Source organism: Hallella bergensis DSM 17361 (assembly GCF_000160535.1).
GTDB classification, from domain to species: domain Bacteria; phylum Bacteroidota; class Bacteroidia; order Bacteroidales; family Bacteroidaceae; genus Prevotella; species Prevotella bergensis.
In genome coordinates this window covers 395,323-412,469 of record NZ_GG704781.1, presented here as the reverse complement: position 1 = coordinate 412,469, position 17,147 = coordinate 395,323, and the positions used below count along the sequence as shown (strand labels likewise).

Sequence of the window (17,147 nt, the reverse complement as noted above, 5' to 3'; positions counted from 1 at the left end):
ACCTTAAATCTAATACTATGAAAAACACGTTACAAATATAGCGTGTTTATTTATAAACAAGAGATTTTTAGGGCAAAAACAAGTTGATTTATAACTTTTGTTTGCACGAAAATGCTTGAGTTTCGATTTGTTAACATGTCACACCCGCTATTCAGATTCTATCTTCTGAACTTTCTATAAAGCTTCCATCCTAATATAACGGTATCAAAAAATCCAGCACCTGTACTCATTAAGCTGTTGATACGCCTGGATGGTGACGTGTTCTTTTTAAAGGCTTCGGGCTTTCTGAACAAAGTAACCCATATATTTTGTATCCTGTTATCTTCCTTTTGGATGTCTCTCAGGAGCATTGCCTTTCGAAGTTTTATTTCCTCAAGTGATTTGTATGTGTCAGAGGGGGAAGTGTTGTTGTCCATAATTTATTTACTTAATAACAATGAAGCAAGTAATCTTACCAATGGTTTCTCTATCCATTGTTTTCTGAAAATAAGGAAAAGGATGAGTAAAACAAGATATACGCCAGCAATAATGGCAAAAGCTCCTGGGTTGCCAACATAGGGGGCGAGAGCGTATGCGGCGGCGAAACTGAGATAAATGAGCATCAGGACAAGAAACATGCAGAGTATGGCAGTAATACCGATAACTGTAAGAATCTTAACGGTTTTCTCAACAATGCTCAACTTTACATACTCTGCTTGCAGACCTGTGTAGTGCTTTAAGGTTTCGACAAGCTTGCCGATAGTTTCAATGTTATTGTCATTTGAAAACATATATCTCCTGTGTATAGTGATTAAAGAAATAGGGTTGTGAGTTGTTCACAACCCTATTCTTAATTAAAATGACGGATTAGTCTCCAACGCCTACGGCTTCTTTAATATCATCAATAAGGTCGTCGGTATCCTTACGATTGAGTTTGATGTCATGCTTCTTGCAGAAATCGTCAATAGCATCTGTAATCTTATTGCGTGTTTTTTCACCTTTTTCCGGAGCCATAAGCATTCCTAATGCTGCTCCTGTGATAGCGCCACTTAAGAAAGCGCCAATGTAGCCTAATGTTTTCATCATATTTGCTTTTAGTTAAAAATATCTTGTCATTTGCAAATATATATATTTCCATGATAAAATGCAAGGGAAAGGTAGAAAAGTTTATGTTAAAAACTCCTATTTTATTGATTTAACAAACTTTATGCGCACACTTTTTTTGTTTTTGTGATAATTTTCGTAATTTCGCACATCATAGGATTAGATTCCTTTATTACGAATAACATTAACATCATAAATATTCAAAAGGTATGAAAAAATCATTGGTATTGGGTGCTTCTATGTGTATTGCCTTGGCTTTTACAAGTTGCAAATCACAAGAAAGTGCTTATAAGAAAGCCTACGAGAAGGCTAAGGCTCAGGAAGAGCAAAATATGGCACAGCAGCCTACCCAAGAAGAAGCTCCTGTGGTGACGCCTCTTACACAACAGCCTGTCACACAGACTACGGTGTCGAATGTTGAAAATGCAACGGTACGCACGGAGGATGTGACCATTGTTAGCGGTGTAGGACTGCAAGCATACAGTGTGGTTGTGGGCTCTTTTGGTTTGAAAGCAAATGCAGAGGGGTTACAGACTACTTTGAAGCAGGGTGGATATGATGCACAGATAGCATATAACTCTACTTTGAATATGTATCGTGTTATTGCTACCACGTCTGCCGATAAGGCTCAGGCTGTGCAGAGTCGCGATGCTCTTCGCGGTAGCCAGTATAACCCCAAGAGTGACGCTTGGTTGTTGTATAAGAAATAATTTTTGGCAAGAATACTATCAATAGACTATGGTAAAAAACGCACGGGATTGGCAGTTACAGATCCCATGCAGTTTATTGCCAATGGTCTCACTACAGTAGAGACAAAAGATTTGTTCGACTTTCTCAGTTCTTATGTGAAACAAGAGGAGGTCGAACGTATTGTTATAGGTAAGCCTATGCAGCTCGACGGGAATCCATCGGAGAATTTTGCAAGGGTGGAGAATTTTGTGGGTCGATGGCGAAAATCGCATCCTGCAATACCTATAGTATATTATGATGAGCGATTTACTTCTGTGTTAGCTCATCGAGCAATCCTCGAGAGTGGTGTGAAAAAAAAGACCAGGAGGGAGAACAAGGGATTAGCAGATGAGATTAGTGCTACCATTATCCTTCAGGACTATATGAATTCAAAGAAATGATATTACCAATTTATACATACGGGCATCCGGTGTTGAGAAAAGTTGCCCAGGACATTCCAACGGATTATCCCGGATTGAGTCAATTGATTGATGATATGTTTGAGACCATGGACGCCTCTTCCGGAGTAGGGTTGGCTGCTCCCCAAATAGGGAAGTCAGTACGTGTTGTGGTTATCAATCTTGATGTTCTGAAAGAGGACTATCCTGAATATGCAGACTTTCGTCATGCTTATATCAACCCACATATTATCGAAGTTGACAAAAAATCAGAAAAGGTAAGCATGGAGGAGGGTTGCCTATCGGTTCCCGGCCTGAGTGAAAAGGTCGTAAGATATTCCCGTATACGTGTGCAATATCTTGATGAGGAGCTCCAGCCGCATGATGAATGGGTAGAAGGATATTTGGCTCGTGTAATGCAACATGAGTTTGACCATTTGGAGGGAGTGATGTATGTGGATCGTATTACTCCCTTGCGCAAGCAACTCATCCGTAATAAGTTGAAGGGAATCATGCAGGGTAAATATACTTGTTCTTACAGGACAAAGCCTGCCCGAAAATAATAAAGCGATGAAGAGCAAAATAATCGTCTTGCTCGTAACCTTGTTGTCTGTGGGCAAGATGAATGCTCAATACAACATAGACCGCTTGATAACCAGCGGCGAGGTTGCATTGCATTACGAAGACTACGTGCTCTCTATCCAATATTTCAATAAGGTGTTGTCTTTGAAGCCATATTTATGGCTCCCTTGGTACAACAGGGCAGTGGCAAAGTTCTATCTTGATGATTTTGTCGGGGCTGAACAGGATGCCTCAGAGGCCATTGGGTTAAACCCTTATATAGAACAGATTTTTGATTTACGTGCCATTTCACGTATCCGTCAGGAAAAGTTCGGCGAGGCCATAGACGATTATACGAAGGCTATCCGGCTGAACCCCTCTGTCTCCAGCTTTTGGTTGAATCGTGCTATTTGCCGACTGAAAACCAAAGACTATGACCAGGCTTTACTCGATGCGGATACCATAATAAAAAAATGGTCGGATGTTTCATCCGCTTATTCATTGAAAGCCGAAATCTGTCTCAACAAGAAAGATACGGTTGAAGCAGACACATGGCTTGCAAAAAGCTTACAAATCGATCCTTACAATGTGGACGCATGGACCACACGATCGTATATAGCATTGAACAGACAGCAATGGAAAACTGCCGACAGTTGCTTAAGCAGAGTTGTACATCTCAATCCAAAATCTGTCAACAGTTATGTGAACCGTGCCTTGGCAAGACTCAATTATAATAATTTGCGTGGAGCCATGGAAGATTATGACTTGGCCATAGACCTTGATCCCAATAACTTTCTTGCTCATTTTAACCGTGGTCTGCTCCGCGTACAGCTTGGCGATGATAACAGGGCTATTGAGGATTTCGACTTTGTAATCAAGATGGAGCCACAAAACTTTATGGCGATTTACAATCGTGCTCTTTTGCATGACAAGACTGGGAACCTTCGTGCGGCTATTGCTGACTATAGTCAAGTCATTAATCAGTTCCCCAACTTTTGGGCTGGACTGAGTAATCGTGCTCGTTGTTATCGAAGGTTGGGTATGACAGCCAAGGCCGAACTTGATGAATTCCGCATTTTCAAGGCACAGATGGACAAACGCATTGGTGGTCAACGGCGTTGGAGTAAAGAGAAACTCAAGGAAATGCGTAGGAGATCGGAGATCAATATAGACAAATATAACAATATTGTTGTAGAAGACAAGTCGGAAGTGGAGCATGAGTACAAGAGCCAATATCGTGGAACAATACAAAACCGTGATGTGGAGTTTTCACTGCTTCCGATGTATCAACTGTCCTATTTCTCATATTCCAATGGAATACAGGGGTACCAGGCCTACGATCCTTCTGTGGACAGGTTTAATAGCAAGCACGATCCTATTCGTAAGCTGACATTGGCATGCAAACATCAACATAGTAAACTCAGTGATGTTCAATCAAGGCAGATTTTCCAAATCATAGATGTTTTATCTGCAGGAATAGGCGAGGAGAGCAATCCGAAGGTACGAGCAGATTTATTGTTGCAGCGTGCCATTGCTTTCGCCGATGCGCAGAACTATTCGGATGCCATCTCTGACCTTGACGATTATCTCTCTCTTGATAAAACGTCGGTTATTGGTTGGTGGACTCGCGCAACATGTCAGACCCTACTCAACAATTACGATTCTTCGAGGGGGCAGAATGTCAGCATGAAGGCAGCACAGGCTGAAGGGGATTTTGCAGAAGCAATTAAGTTGGCACCTAAAAATGCGTACCTCTACTTCAATCGAGCAAACATGTTTGCAGACCAGAAAAACTTTGACCGTGCGGTGTCCGACTATACTTATACAATACAATTGGATCCACGCTTGGCAGAAGCGTATTATAACAGAGGAATTGTATTTTATCGTATGGGTAAATATGACGCCGCACAGCAGGATTTGAGCAAAGCCGGGGAACTTGGACTTTATGATGCTTACGCCTTGAGCAAAAAGATAAAGGAAAAGAAGGATTGACACGCAAGCAAATCGTTTCATCAAGCCGTCTTGCATGGTCACCAAATGGTGATAGTTAATACACGATTCTCCGGTCAAAAATGACAACAATTGCAGCTTGTCGCTTTAATGACATTTCATTCCTATGATATTTTAAGTTCATCCTACATTTCGAGTGATACGACAGTCATGTAGTGCATATTCTTCCCCCCTTCATTCCTCACTCTTCATTCTTCACTCTTCATTCTTCATTCTTCACTTTATAAAATATTATTACCGTTTCCGGCCATTTCCTTTCGTCTCATCTGGACAGAAAGGCGCCATGTTTTTGCGGATAATTCCAATCGCGAAGAGTATCAAGAACACAAGACCGATGTGGTTACAACCTTGTGGCACCGCGATTTGAGCTTATCGATTGCGCGACCGAGCCTTTGTCGCATCGCGATTAGAGTTTAACCGCAGCGGCGTTTGATATCTAATCGTAGACGACAAAAATCGTATGGTAAAATCATATTTATTAAAACTCTGATTGTCAACGCTCTACAAATTATCTCAAATTTCTCGAATTTCAAACCAATAGATTCTTATTTTTAAATTCGCGAAATACAGAGAGATGTTTGTCAGAAAAATTATCACCATCTGTTGTCTCAGGATTCATCCTGGATGTCGGATGAACCATATTTTATACCCACTTATGTAAAAAATACAAATGAATTGTTGTCAATCTCAAAAAAAAGATTTAAGTTTGTACCGTAAACTTAAAACTTATGAATTTTAAGAATAGCGGCTTATATCGATTTGCCTACAATGTCTATCATCTTTACGTTGACGGATTCAGAAATATGACCTTGGGCAAGACGCTGTGGACAGTGATCCTGATCAAACTGTTCATTATTTTTGCCATTCTCAAATTATTCTTCTTTCCCAATTTCATACACGAAAACGCCAAAAAGGGTCAGGAGTCTGAATTTGTATCCAAACAAATACTTAAACACACAGATTAAGTTATTTAAATCTAACCAATATGTTAAATCTTTTATTAGACATTACAAATGCAACAGTCGACTGGTCTAGAGCCCAGTTTGCACTGACCGCAATTTACCACTGGCTGTTTGTTCCACTCACTTTGGGATTGGCAGTTATCATGGGAATTGCCGAAACTTGTTATTATCGTACTCATGATGTTTTCTGGAAAGACGTGGCCCGTTTCTGGCAGAAACTCTTTGGAATAAACTTTGCCATGGGTATTGCAACGGGAATCATTCTTGAGTTCGAGTTTGGTACCAACTGGAGCAACTACTCGTGGATGGTGGGCGACATATTCGGCGCACCACTTGCCATTGAGGGTATTGTGGCTTTCTTCATGGAAGCAACGTTTGTGGCCGTGATGTTCTTTGGCTGGGACAAGGTATCACGAGGATTTCACTTGGCAGCCACTTGGCTCACCGGATTAGGTGCCACGATTTCTGCGTGGTGGATACTTGTAGCCAACTCATGGATGCAATACCCAGTGGGTCAAGAGTTTAATCCTTCCACGATGCGATTTGAGATGACTTCTTTTTCAGATGTTGCGTTCTCACCGTTTGCCGTAGATAAATTTTGCCATACTGTTACATCAGCCTGGATTGTAGGGGCAGTATTTGCAGCAGGTGTGTGCTGTTGGTACTTGTTGAAAAACCGCGAGCACAAATTAGCTATCGAAAGCATCAAGATAGCTGGTGTTGTCGGCCTGGTGGCTTCTTTGCTTGCCGTATTGACAGGGGATAATTCCGGCTACATGGTTGCTAAGGTGCAACCCATGAAGTTAGCAGCTATGGAAGCTCTTTATAATGGAGGTGAGAGCCAGAGTCTGACCCTTATCTCAGGCGTACACCCGTTCAAGCAACCCGATTATGTCAACGAGAAGGAGCCGCCCTATCGTTTGGCTATCCCTAACGGCTTGTCCTTATTGGCTACACGGTCTATGAATGGTTATGTGCCCGGCATCAACGATTTGATTAATGGCTACACCAAACCAGACGGAACCAAGGAGACTTCGTACCAGGAGAAAATTGAAAGCGGTAAAAAAGCTATTGTGGCATTGCAAGGTTATCGCAAGGCTACGGCAGGAATGAAAGACGGTGACCCGCTGAATGAAGAAGCAAAATCACATCTTGCCATTTTGAAAGACAACATTCATAACTTCGGTTATGGATATATCAAAGATGTTCACGACTTAGTTCCATCCATTCCATTGACATTCTATGCATTCCGCATCATGGTTGGATTAGGTATGATTTTCATCCTGTTCTTCGCCGTTTTACTATTCCTTGTTCACAAGCGCGATATTAAAAAGTTCCGTTGGATACATTGGACAGGATTGATACTCATTCCCTTGGCATACATTGCGAGTGAGTCTGGATGGATTGTGGCCGAAATGGGACGCCAGCCTTGGACCATTCAAGACATGCTCCCTGTGGGAGTAGCCGTATCCAACATTCCTTCCACGAGTGTTGCCATAACTTTCTTCATCTTCTTGATCTTATTCACAACGATGCTCATTGTTGAAATTTGCATTCTTTGCAAGCAAATCAAGAAGGGGCCTGAATACAGCGAAGTTGCATATAAAAACTAATTAGCCATGTCATACGAATTCTTACAATCATATTGGTGGTTTGTCGTCTCACTGATGGCCGCCTTCTTAGTATTCTTCCTTTTTGTACAGGGAGCTAACTCCATGATATTTGAATTGGGAAAGAACCCAATTGAACGTCGCATGGTCATTAACTCCACCGGACGCAAATGGGAGTTCACGTTCACCACGTTGGTAACGTTCGGAGCATCTTTCTTTGCCTCGTTCCCACTCTTTTACAGCACGAGTTTTGGCGGAGCCTACTGGGTGTGGATGCTCATTTTATTCTCTTTTGTGCTACAAGCTGTGAGCTATGAGTTCCAAAATAAATTGGGCAACTTCCTTGGTCCTAAGACATTTCAAATTTGTCTTATCATCAATGGTATTGTTGGCCCACTGCTTATTGGCGGAGCTGTAGCTACATTCTTCAATGGGAGCAATTTTGTCGTAGAGAAATCAAACATGTTTTCATCCGTACAGCCGGTCATCAGCCATTGGGCTAATGCCAGTGGCGGACTTGATGTGCTACTCGATCTCTGGGCTGTGCTGTTTGGTGTGGCAGTATTCTTCCTTGCCCGTATACTTGGTATTCTCTATATTAATAACAATGTCAACGACACTGCCATTCGTAATCGCATTCCACGCGTGCTGTTATACAATACCGTTGCATTCCTTGTGACATTCCTGACATTCTTCATTCGCACCCTGCTCAAAGACGGGTATGCTGTTGATCCAGCCACAGGCACAATCTTCATGGAGCCTTACAAATATTTCAACAACCTCATTCAGATGTGGCCGTTAGCCATTATTCTCCTTGTGGGTGTGGTACTGTTGTTGTTTGGAATTGGCAAGACTATCTTTGTCAAGAACTACACCAAGGGCATATGGCCGGCCGGCATCGGTGTGATGCTGGTTGTCCTCGTGCTGTTCCTTATTGTAGGTTGGAATGACACAGCGTTCTATCCGTCAAATGTTGATCTCCAGTATTCGCTGACCATTCGTAACAGTAGCAGCAGTGAAACCACGCTGAGAGCCATGGCATACGTGTCATTGCTTATACCAGTGATCGTGGCTTACGGTTCGTACGCATGGTGGTCTATAGATAAGAAGAAAATAGACCGCGACGAGATCAAGAAGTCTGAGGCTTATTGATGTATAGCGTTAGCCAAAATAGCTAATCGTTATCGGTAGCTTAGCATGTAAAAAATCGGGTTCCATGGAACCCGATTTTTATTTTTACCTGGCTACACCACCTTCGACGGGGAAGTACCAATGTATATCCATTTGATAAAGTGCTTGCAGAATAACTTTACTTCACAAACTTCTTGCCGCCGCGTATGTAAATGCCATGAGGGAGGGTATCAACGGTAGTGCCGACAAAGCGACCGTCAAGACTATAGATTCTTTCCGAAGAAAGTGGAGTAGGTGTCACAAGTGTGTGATCAATACCCGTATCGGCTACAGGCCTAAGGAAGTCAAAGTAAGTGGCACCGTTCATATAATTGATATTATATATCGGTGTAGCTTCAGTAGTTGTCCACCACGCGGCATTGGGTAGGCCGCCGGTCTGTTCGAACATAGACGTGGTACTGACTGATTCTGCACGGAAAATATCACCATGAAGTTCTTGAGCATATTCATAAGGGGTAATGTCTTTTATTCTGTAGCTTGACACCAACTTCCCATCAGCAGGTATCACGGTCATTCTCGGATGCGACTGATCGTTGTTCACCGAGTTCCGCCAAAGTCCGAAAGCATCTTTCTGATAATCGACATGATATATCAGTAATCCTTTGGTTTCAGGGTTGTAGTTAATGTGTTTTGCGGAGTTTTTATATTTTGCGATACGCTGGTTCCATATTGTATCTTCAAAATGCTGCAACACAAAATAGTCGTTCTTGTTGTTCGGATTTTCAATTTTTACAGCATTTGATCCATTGGAAAGTTTTCCATCCAACTTGTATTGTCTGGCTTTGGTAATGGCCGGTATACTGTCCCAGCCCATTGCTTCGCGCTCCCAGGCCGTGTATGCAACAGGACAAAAACCGAAGTCTACATATTCTCCATTATCCATTAGGCTCCAGTCCTCCATTCCCAAGTTGTCTTCTACTATATTGTTGGTGGGATAGAAGTCCGGAAGCCCCAAGCAGTGTGAGAATTCATGGCAGAATAGCCCGATACCATTGATGTTTTTGTCGGACGGATTGTTCTCTCTTCCAAACAGTTCATTGCTGATTCCACCTTGATTCACACCCTTGCCGTCGAACTTTGGAATTGAAAAACCTCCGAATCGCTTGGGCCACATGGTTTCGTTCGCAGCACCATTGCTCTGTCCATATCCAGCATAGATAACATAGACCAGGTCAATATTCCCATCGCCGTCTTGGTCGTATTGGCTAAAATCCAACGAGTCGTCCATGGCTGTGCAGGCATCTTGAAGCAATTCTATGAATTTCTCGTCATGACCATTTTCGTCAGTCCCTCCATAATATGCCATCTTCTGCGGCAGAGTCACAGGGCCATAGACGTCGAATTGTGGGCTGAATTTGCCGTCGCTCTGATACATGAAATATTGCTTGACACTACCGTAGTTTCTATTTTCGTTGTTACCCAAGTTTTGCGGATGTCCGTCTGTAGCATTCAGATACTGATCGAAAGAGGCCCTTGGATTCTTGACAGAAAAGGCCAAGTCTTGATATTGTGCCAAAATCACTACGGCTTTGGGCGACCCCATGTGTGGAAACAAGCTGGAAGATTTGACAATAGGCTCCCGGCGTATACCTTTGGCGTTGAGCGTTTGTTGTGCTTGGGCAAAGAAAGTTTCCTTGTCTATCGCAATCTTTGTAAAGTCGTTTCCATGACGTTCGAGAATGTTCCCTTCCATATCCGTGTACCAATGGAAGTAATCGTCGCCATTCAGACGCACGGTGATGGTGTCTCCGTTACTTTGGACAAAAGTCATGGGGTAGGGCCATGCTCTGTGGGCATGCGTGGAGACAGCTGACAACATGGCGATGCTAAGCGAGAGTAGTATTTTTTTCATGTTTGATTTTAATACGTGCTTTTATTTCAGCAACTCTTTGTTTGATTTGTGTCGATGATGATTATAGAAATATTGTCCCTTATTTTTGGTTTGATTGCCAAACTCTATTGCGTGATGTGGGCAATGGTGATAGCAGGCAAAGCAGGTGAGACAAGTATCGTTGTACTTCCATTTGGGCTCGAATCCCAGTCCACCCTCAATGTCTTTTACCGGGCAAACTTCCGCACAGATTCCACATTTCACGCATTTCGTACTGTCTACGTGAAAATGTTTGTCCGTAATGAGGTACTTCACAAATACGTCTCCGATAAGCCTTGAATTGATTCGTGGCCACTTGCCAAGGTGTGGCAAGATCCTATAATGTTCTTTGTTGAGAATAATCGATGTATATTTTTCAAGCTCCGTAGCAGCATTCGAAATCTTTTTTTGCTCTTTCTCCGGACCATCCACGTCCATAAATGGCAATCCGACATACGATTCTGGCATGAGCAAAGAGAAAGCGGCATCAAGCCTGATGCCTTTGTTATGGAGATCGCGCTCGAAGATATCCATGGTTTCACCAATGGTGTCCCCCGCTGTGCACAGAGCATAAACATAATGTCCTTCAGTTCTCAGCCTGAGGTTTTCAATGAATTTGCGCACGATGAGGGGTGGGCGCCAACCATGTACAGGAAAACAAAAACCTATACGCTCGCCGCTCTGAGGCTGGGCGAGAGGTTTGTCAGCGTTGAATTCAGAAATATTTATCAGCTGTTCTCCTGTTGCATCAGACAGTTGCTGAGCTGCCCACCGTGTGTTTCCAGTTGCAGAGAAATAGAATATCATGCTGCAAAGTTATTAAAAATAAAGCAATTATACCATTTAATTAACATAAAAAGGTGAGTCTACTCCTTCTCTTCCTGTCTTATTCTTGCACAGCAGCCATTGATCATGTTTCTGATTTGTGCCACTCGGGCTTTTTCCTTAGGTTGGTATTGCCTGTAGTATACAAGAGCACTCTGCAAATTGTCTAAGGCATCGAGCCAGTCCTGATTATATACGTGTATGAATCCTATGCGATAGAAGGCGTCCGCTTTCTCATTGTCGTGACAAACTTCGAGCATTTGCTGATACATTGAGAGCGCCTTTTCATATTGTTTGAGATTAAAATGGCTTTCGGCATTGGCGTAAAAATAAAAAGACCGCTCCTGGGGAGAGAATGCCGTCAATTTGGGAATAACCGAGTCGAGATAGGTTGTTGCCATTTTATAATCCCATTCATAATAAAAACACACACCGATATAAGCCCTGATTCTCGGATTCAGGCGATATTGCCTGTCGAGCTTTTGCAAGATCAACAGCGCCTCGTGGTATTTGCCACTTCGAAAATATTCGAGGCCCATCCCAAGTCGCTCACGATCCGTTGCTTGGGCAGCAGCTTGGAGTCCCACCATAAGCAACAGCAAAATCACTGTGACAACCTGACGTGCCCATTGTGATACCTTCATGCAACCTATACTTGCGGACTATTTCACGTAGAACTCAATCAGTTCCTGAGTAGCCTTCCGGCATGCCGGACAAAATTCAGGAATCTCATTGGTGCGCATTCTGCAGTCTCTGTAACCGCGAAAAACGCCTTTCAGCTTGTAGCCAGCACCCTCGTATAGTCCCGCCTTTTTATCTCTACCGATAAGATTCTCCCACTTTCCATGGAAATCTACTTTGGTGGTGATGTTCTTTTCCCATGGTTCCACATCGAGTGGATACATGTTCACCTCATCTCCCTCGTAGGCATACTCGTCAGCCAGGCCAGCGAAACTATGGCCAAACTCATGCACCACGACAGGCTTTGACCATTGGTTGTGCATCGTTGAGAGAATATAGGAGTTAAGAATCCCACCGCCGCCATACCGATCAGAGTTGACCAGTACGAGGATATGCTCGTAGGGTGTGCCGGCCAGTAGGTCGTGCATGTCCTTGAGATGGCTTGTGGTGAGGTATCGCTCGCTGTAGTTGGTGTCCCAGTGGGAGCGTAGGGCTGTGTTTTTCCAGACGCCCTTGCCCGGCTCACTGGCTCCGCTTTCCATCGATGGAGACTTCACGGCCACAATGTTAAACCATTGGCGCATGCTCTTGTAGGGCTCATGGGCAAAGAGAGCTTCCATAGCTGTGCGAGCATCGGCTATGAACATATTCATCTCCTCGGGTCGGTAGCCCTCGGCAAGATAGGCCAGGTGGATGCAATTAGTGGTGTCGCTGGCCTGTTGCAACACCTCAAAGGGTGTGACGTGGCGACAACCGATGGGTCGGATGAGAATGTCCGTAGGCACCACCCGGTGGGTGAGAGAGGTTGAGATACGACGACGGTTGTCGCGCAATTCGATGGTAATGTCGGCCGTATCTATGGGCATGGGCACAAGAAACACATTCTCGAAAGCCTTCTCCGTATACAGCGCTTCGGGTTCTTGTTGCCACTCCTGGAAGAGGGTGGAGAACGAATTGCGATAGATCACCTCTTGTGTCTTGTGATCACGCACAGTGATCTGTCCGTTGCCTTCCACCGGAATTTCGGCCAGTCGTTTCCGCTTGCCATACCACCGAGGTTCCACCAACAACTCGTCTACAGCAATGTGCTGCGTGTTATGGGTACCCGAGAACATATAGTCTATCCTCAGGGTTTTGTCTTGAAAAAACCGGTTAAAATCCTGTGCGACAACCCTGCTACCTGCCAGCAGGAGAATAGTGGCAACAAGTAAGAGCTTTCTCATTATACGATGTCTTTTTTGTTAGAATAGGGTTCTTTTAGTCAGAGCCAAAGGGGCTTGCGCGCTATCAATACACTCTTAGCCGTTCGCCCACTCTTATCTGATGGTCTGGCGAAAGGTTGTTTTTCTTGTAGAGATACTTCAGCCTGATGCCATAACGCTGTGAGATGTCATACATACTTTCGCCGGGTTGCACCACGTGAGGCTTGTTCTTGTAAATTTTAGAAGCGCGTTTTCTTTTTTTCTTCAGATAGACTATCTCTCCGGCGTGGAGCACGTCGTGATAGTTACGCTCGTTGTATTTGGCTATCTTTCGTCCGGATATCTCAATTTCCTTCCCGATGGATTTAAAAGTGTCTCCCTCACGAGCCATCAGGTAATAGTTCTTGTTGAATATCTTGATGGGGTGGAGTGGCACGCCCTGTTGTATCGGATGAGCCGCTCCCGACCGCTTGGCCATGAAATGGTCATAGGTTGTTGCCCGGTCGTAGACATAGAGTTTGTAGCGCTCTATAATTTCTATGAGTTTATAAGCATAGCGAGGGTTGGTGGCATATCCGCATGCCTTGAGACCATGTGCCCACCCTCGGTAGTCAGTGATGTCCAGCGAGAACAATCGAGCATATCGTCGGCTTTGCGTTAGAAATTTGCTGTGATCCTCGAAGCTTTCCCTGGGATTATCGTATGCACGAAAGCATTCGCCTATGTCATCGTCATCGTGCGTCATGCTCCGTCCCGTCCATCCATGGCACTTGATACCAAAGTGATTGTTGCCGCGGGTGGCTAAGATGCTGCGCCCAGCCGCACTCTCGAACACTCCTTGTGCGAGGGTGATGCTGGCAGGAATGCGATGGCTCAGCATTTGTTCTATGGCCATATCCTTGTATTGGTCGAAATAGATTTGATATTGTCGGTTCCACTGCATTTGTGCCTTGGCCGAGAGGCTGACACCAACGAAGTACAGGCAACATAAAAAGTATTTCAATTTATACATGGAGTGTGGTTTTGATAAATGATTTCAGATTGAAGGCCAACCCGCTGCCAGAGAAAGTATTTCTCCGGCAGTGGCGAGCCCATGTCTATCCGTTCATCGAGAGCAGAAACTCTGCGTTGTCGTGGGTTTGCTGCATGCGTCCATGAATGGTGTTCATGGCCTCGATAGGATTCATGTCGGAGATGTATTTGCGCAATATCCACATGCGGTCGAGCGTCGTCTTGTCCTGAAGCAAGTCGTCGCGTCGTGTGCTTGATGCAATGAGATTGACAGATGGGAAGATGCGCTTATTGCTCAGCGAACGGTCAAGCTGCAGTTCCATGTTGCCCGTACCCTTGAACTCCTCGAAGATCACCTCGTCCATCTTGCTGCCCGTGTCAATGAGGGCAGTGGCAATGATGGTGAGCGATCCACCTTTTTCTATATTACGTGCCGCACCAAAGAAGCGCTTGGGTTTCTGCAGGGCGTTGGCATCCACACCACCGGTCAATACTTTACCACTGGCAGGAGATACCGTGTTATAGGCGCGAGCCAGTCGTGTGATGGAGTCGAGGAATATCACAACATCGTGTCCACATTCCACCATGCGCTTTGCCTTTTCAAGCACAATGCCTGCTATTTTAACATGGCGCTCAGCCGGTTCATCAAAGGTGGAGGCAATCACCTCCGCATCAACGGTGCGTGCCATGTCGGTAACCTCCTCGGGTCGCTCGTCAATAAGCAACATCATGAGATAAGCCTCAGGATGGTTGGCGGCGATGGCATTGGCTATGTTCTTCATCAGAATGGTCTTACCCGTCTTGGGCTGTGCCACGATGAGTGCACGCTGTCCTTTGCCAATGGGCGAGAAGAGATCAACAATGCGTGTAGACATGTTGGTGGTTTTCGAATCCCCGCAGAGCGTGAACTTCTCTTCGGGGAATAGGGGAGTGAGATGTTCAAACGGAATACGGTCGCGAACTTCAGCCGGCGTTCTGCCGTTAATCATGTCGATGCTCGTCAGGGGGAAGTATTTTTCTCCTTCGCGTGGAGGTCTCACATGGCACATCACCACGTCGCCCGTCTTCAGGTTGTAATGCTTGATTTGCTGTCCCGCCACGTATATGTCATCGGGCGATGATAGGTAGTTGTAGTCGCTTGACCGCAGAAATCCGTAGCCATCAGGCATGATTTCCAACACTCCGTTTGCCTCGATAATATCGTTGAAGTCGTAAGATGCCTGAGGATTAGAAGGTTGGGGTGTAGGCTGCTGATATCCAGTTGCATTCGATTGTGCAAAGGGAGTAATAGGATTGTCAAACATGTCATAGTTGGGCACGATGCCATGGTCTTCGATAGGCAAATCTACCATAACCATAAAGTCAGTTCCGTCGCCCGGGTCACCGTCCCACACACCGTTGGCAGCTGTCGGATCAGAATCCTCATTCGTGTTTTCGTTGTGGGCATTAATCTTGGCCTGCAACTTGGCAATGAGCGCTTCACTTTTCTTTTCTGTGTTGCTCTCGCTTTCCGTGGTATAATTGGCTTCCGGTATGTCGGACGTCTCTTGATTCTGTGCCATCACCTCTTCGCCTTTATTCTCGTCCTCTTCTTGCTGTGCTTGATTCGTCGGCTTTTCTTCCCGCAACTGATTGCCTATATTTTTATTGAGTGTTTCTATCTCTTTCATGAGTTGTTTTTCTTGTTTTGTTTTCGGGCCTCGATGCTTGGGCAGTGCTTCAAGTTCAGCTTCAAGCTCCTTGATCTTCTTCTGAGGATCAGTCTCTGCGGCTGCTTCGGCTTTCATTTCAGCTCTTGTTTTAAAGAGTTGTGGCTGTGGGTTTGTGTTTTTAACATTCTTGGTATCAAAATTCTCACCTTCTTTACCGTTCACCGAGTACACACGGTCAGTATCGTTTCGGGTGATGCGAGTACGCTTGTGTCTCGGCGAAGAGGACGCTTTGCTTTCGTTCTCTGCTTGCTTGTCAAGAATTTCATATATAAGTTGTTCGGGGGTGTTGTAATCTTGTGGGGTGATGCCAAGGTCGTTTGCAATATCTCCCAATGAAGAGATACTCTTGGATAATAATTCCTCTTTGCTATACATTGTGTACGGTAAAATTTATTAAAATGGGGAGTGTGCTTCAAAACAGAAGCATGTTTTAAAATAATATGGTGCAAAGGTAACAAAATATGTTGGATTGCAAAATATAACGCTCGCTAAATCTTTTTCATTAACAAATATTAAACAGGGGAGATAGGCAGTGATTCGCAGTGTCGTTCGGCCAATCCCGGTGTACTTGCGTGAGGTGATATACGTCATCTCTATATTTTATTTATCATAACACACATTATATTTTATTCATTATTTATACTTACTCACATGGAAAAAACAAAAGATTTATCTAAAGCGGAAATGTTGATGAAGTCACCTCGTGAGAATCCGTTTCAGCCTCGCGCCTGCCGTAAACGCTTGATTTGTGGTCAGTTTGACAAAGTCGAACTACACATCGAGATTTATCGCGCCCCCAAACCTAATGTACTTGTTTTCCTTGATGACCTCGGTCGCTGGTTGAACTTCGCCTCTCTTGAAGATTTATTCGTTTTTCTTGCAAATAATTATACGACTAATATTTAAGTTTTATGCAGGTATTTTCTCACTGTCTTAACCCGAAACGTATATTTAACCGCTACACTAAACGGTTTGAGTATGTTGCCTGTAATGAATGTTATGCCTGTCGAAACATTCGTACTTCCTCTATGTGTCATCGGGTTGAACAGGAGATTAAATCACATCGTTATTCTTTATTTTTCACTTTAACTTACAATAATGATTCGCTCCCTCGTTTCGAAGTTTTTGAGGATAAAAAAGGTTGTCAGCAGATCCGTCCATGTGGCCGCCTTGCTTCTAATTATGACCGTTGTCCTCTTGTTCATTCTCACCGTACTGAAGATCCTAAATTGTTGATTGATTCAGATGTTTATGCTCCTTACATTCAAAATGACGACTGTCTCAATGAGTTTGGAGTTGTTA

Annotated in this window: 17 protein-coding genes and 2 pseudogenes; 9 read left to right on the top strand and 10 right to left on the bottom strand. The window is 44.1% G+C overall.

The features are described 5' to 3' along the window. Positions 1-158: 158 nt before the first annotated feature. The 3 genes from HMPREF0645_RS05670 to HMPREF0645_RS05660 all read right to left on the bottom strand — a co-directional run bounded on the left by HMPREF0645_RS05670 (position 159) and on the right by HMPREF0645_RS05660 (position 1,062). Positions 159-416 carry a hypothetical protein gene (locus tag HMPREF0645_RS05670; RefSeq protein WP_007173957.1) on the bottom strand — a complete coding sequence of 86 codons (258 nt, stop codon included), beginning with the start codon at positions 414-416 and terminating at the stop codon, positions 159-161. A gap of 3 nt (positions 417-419) precedes the next feature. After that, entirely contained in the window at positions 420-770 is a 351-nt protein-coding gene (locus HMPREF0645_RS05665) for a phage holin family protein (RefSeq protein WP_007173956.1), read from the bottom strand. A gap of 76 nt (positions 771-846) precedes the next feature. After that, positions 847-1,062 (bottom strand): YtxH domain-containing protein, encoded by a 216-nt coding sequence (locus tag HMPREF0645_RS05660; protein WP_044123427.1) that lies wholly within the window; start codon positions 1,060-1,062, stop codon positions 847-849. Positions 1,063-1,292: 230 nt separating this feature from the next. Here HMPREF0645_RS05660 and HMPREF0645_RS05655 point away from each other — a divergent pair, with 230 nt between their 5' ends. Genes HMPREF0645_RS05655 through HMPREF0645_RS05640 form a run of 4 tightly spaced genes read left to right on the top strand, consistent with a single transcriptional unit; the run spans position 1,293 to position 4,763 of the window. Then, positions 1,293-1,793, top strand: coding sequence for an SPOR domain-containing protein (locus HMPREF0645_RS05655; protein ID WP_007173954.1), 501 nt, complete (start codon positions 1,293-1,295; stop codon positions 1,791-1,793). Between the two features lie 3 nt (positions 1,794-1,796). Next, positions 1,797-2,213: a Holliday junction resolvase RuvX gene (gene ruvX / locus HMPREF0645_RS05650; RefSeq protein WP_044123325.1), complete on the top strand. Its 417-nt coding sequence runs from the start codon at positions 1,797-1,799 to the stop codon at positions 2,211-2,213. Next, positions 2,210-2,773, top strand: coding sequence for a peptide deformylase (def, locus tag HMPREF0645_RS05645; RefSeq protein ID WP_007173952.1), 564 nt, complete (start codon positions 2,210-2,212; stop codon positions 2,771-2,773). Before ruvX ends, def begins: the two co-directional genes overlap by 4 nt. A 7-nt stretch (positions 2,774-2,780) precedes the next feature. Then, positions 2,781-4,763, top strand: a complete 1,983-nt coding sequence (locus HMPREF0645_RS05640; protein WP_007173951.1) for a tetratricopeptide repeat protein — start codon at positions 2,781-2,783, stop codon at positions 4,761-4,763. Positions 4,764-5,310: 547 nt separating this feature from the next. Here HMPREF0645_RS05640 and HMPREF0645_RS14200 read toward each other — a convergent pair. Next, a pseudogene (locus HMPREF0645_RS14200) lies at positions 5,311-5,403 on the bottom strand (lactate dehydrogenase); the annotation flags it as partial. Positions 5,404-5,509: 106 nt separating this feature from the next. Between HMPREF0645_RS14200 and HMPREF0645_RS05635 the strand changes: the two are divergent. Genes HMPREF0645_RS05635 through HMPREF0645_RS05625 form a run of 3 tightly spaced genes read left to right on the top strand, consistent with a single transcriptional unit; the run spans position 5,510 to position 8,505 of the window. Beyond that, positions 5,510-5,746, top strand: coding sequence for a DUF4492 domain-containing protein (locus HMPREF0645_RS05635; protein WP_007173950.1), 237 nt, complete (start codon positions 5,510-5,512; stop codon positions 5,744-5,746). 20 nt (positions 5,747-5,766) lie between these two features. Next, positions 5,767-7,356, top strand: coding sequence for a cytochrome ubiquinol oxidase subunit I (locus tag HMPREF0645_RS05630; protein WP_007173949.1), 1,590 nt, complete (start codon positions 5,767-5,769; stop codon positions 7,354-7,356). 6 nt (positions 7,357-7,362) lie between these two features. Next, complete coding sequence (locus HMPREF0645_RS05625; protein WP_044123324.1) at positions 7,363-8,505, top strand: cytochrome d ubiquinol oxidase subunit II; 1,143 nt, start codon at positions 7,363-7,365, stop codon at positions 8,503-8,505. Between the two features lie 157 nt (positions 8,506-8,662). Here the strand turns inward: HMPREF0645_RS05625 and HMPREF0645_RS05620 are convergent, their stop codons facing one another. The 6 genes from HMPREF0645_RS05620 to rho all read right to left on the bottom strand — a co-directional run bounded on the left by HMPREF0645_RS05620 (position 8,663) and on the right by rho (position 16,220). Continuing rightward, entirely contained in the window at positions 8,663-10,396 is a 1,734-nt protein-coding gene (locus HMPREF0645_RS05620; RefSeq protein ID WP_007173947.1) for a M6 family metalloprotease domain-containing protein, read from the bottom strand. A gap of 21 nt (positions 10,397-10,417) precedes the next feature. Then, entirely contained in the window at positions 10,418-11,221 is an 804-nt protein-coding gene (locus HMPREF0645_RS05615; protein ID WP_007173946.1) for an EFR1 family ferrodoxin, read from the bottom strand. 59 nt (positions 11,222-11,280) lie between these two features. Continuing rightward, positions 11,281-11,883 (bottom strand): tetratricopeptide repeat protein, encoded by a 603-nt coding sequence (locus tag HMPREF0645_RS05610; RefSeq protein ID WP_007173945.1) that lies wholly within the window; start codon positions 11,881-11,883, stop codon positions 11,281-11,283. A gap of 18 nt (positions 11,884-11,901) precedes the next feature. Further along, positions 11,902-13,143, bottom strand: a complete 1,242-nt coding sequence (locus HMPREF0645_RS05605; protein WP_007173944.1) for a M64 family metallopeptidase — start codon at positions 13,141-13,143, stop codon at positions 11,902-11,904. A gap of 64 nt (positions 13,144-13,207) precedes the next feature. Then, a complete protein-coding gene (locus HMPREF0645_RS05600) occupies positions 13,208-14,134 on the bottom strand; it encodes a glucosaminidase domain-containing protein (protein ID WP_007173943.1) in 927 nt (308 codons plus the stop codon). A gap of 85 nt (positions 14,135-14,219) precedes the next feature. Next, entirely contained in the window at positions 14,220-16,220 is a 2,001-nt protein-coding gene (gene rho, locus HMPREF0645_RS05595) for a transcription termination factor Rho (RefSeq protein WP_007173942.1), read from the bottom strand. Positions 16,221-16,496: 276 nt separating this feature from the next. On the opposite strand from rho, the gene HMPREF0645_RS05590 reads away from it, so the two are divergent. Beyond that, the gene (locus HMPREF0645_RS05590; RefSeq protein WP_007173941.1) at positions 16,497-16,751 is read left to right on the top strand and encodes a hypothetical protein; all 255 of its coding nucleotides are present in this window, start codon (positions 16,497-16,499) and stop codon (positions 16,749-16,751) included. Between the two features lie 5 nt (positions 16,752-16,756). Further along, positions 16,757-17,147, top strand: a pseudogene (locus HMPREF0645_RS13960) (hypothetical protein); the annotation flags it as partial.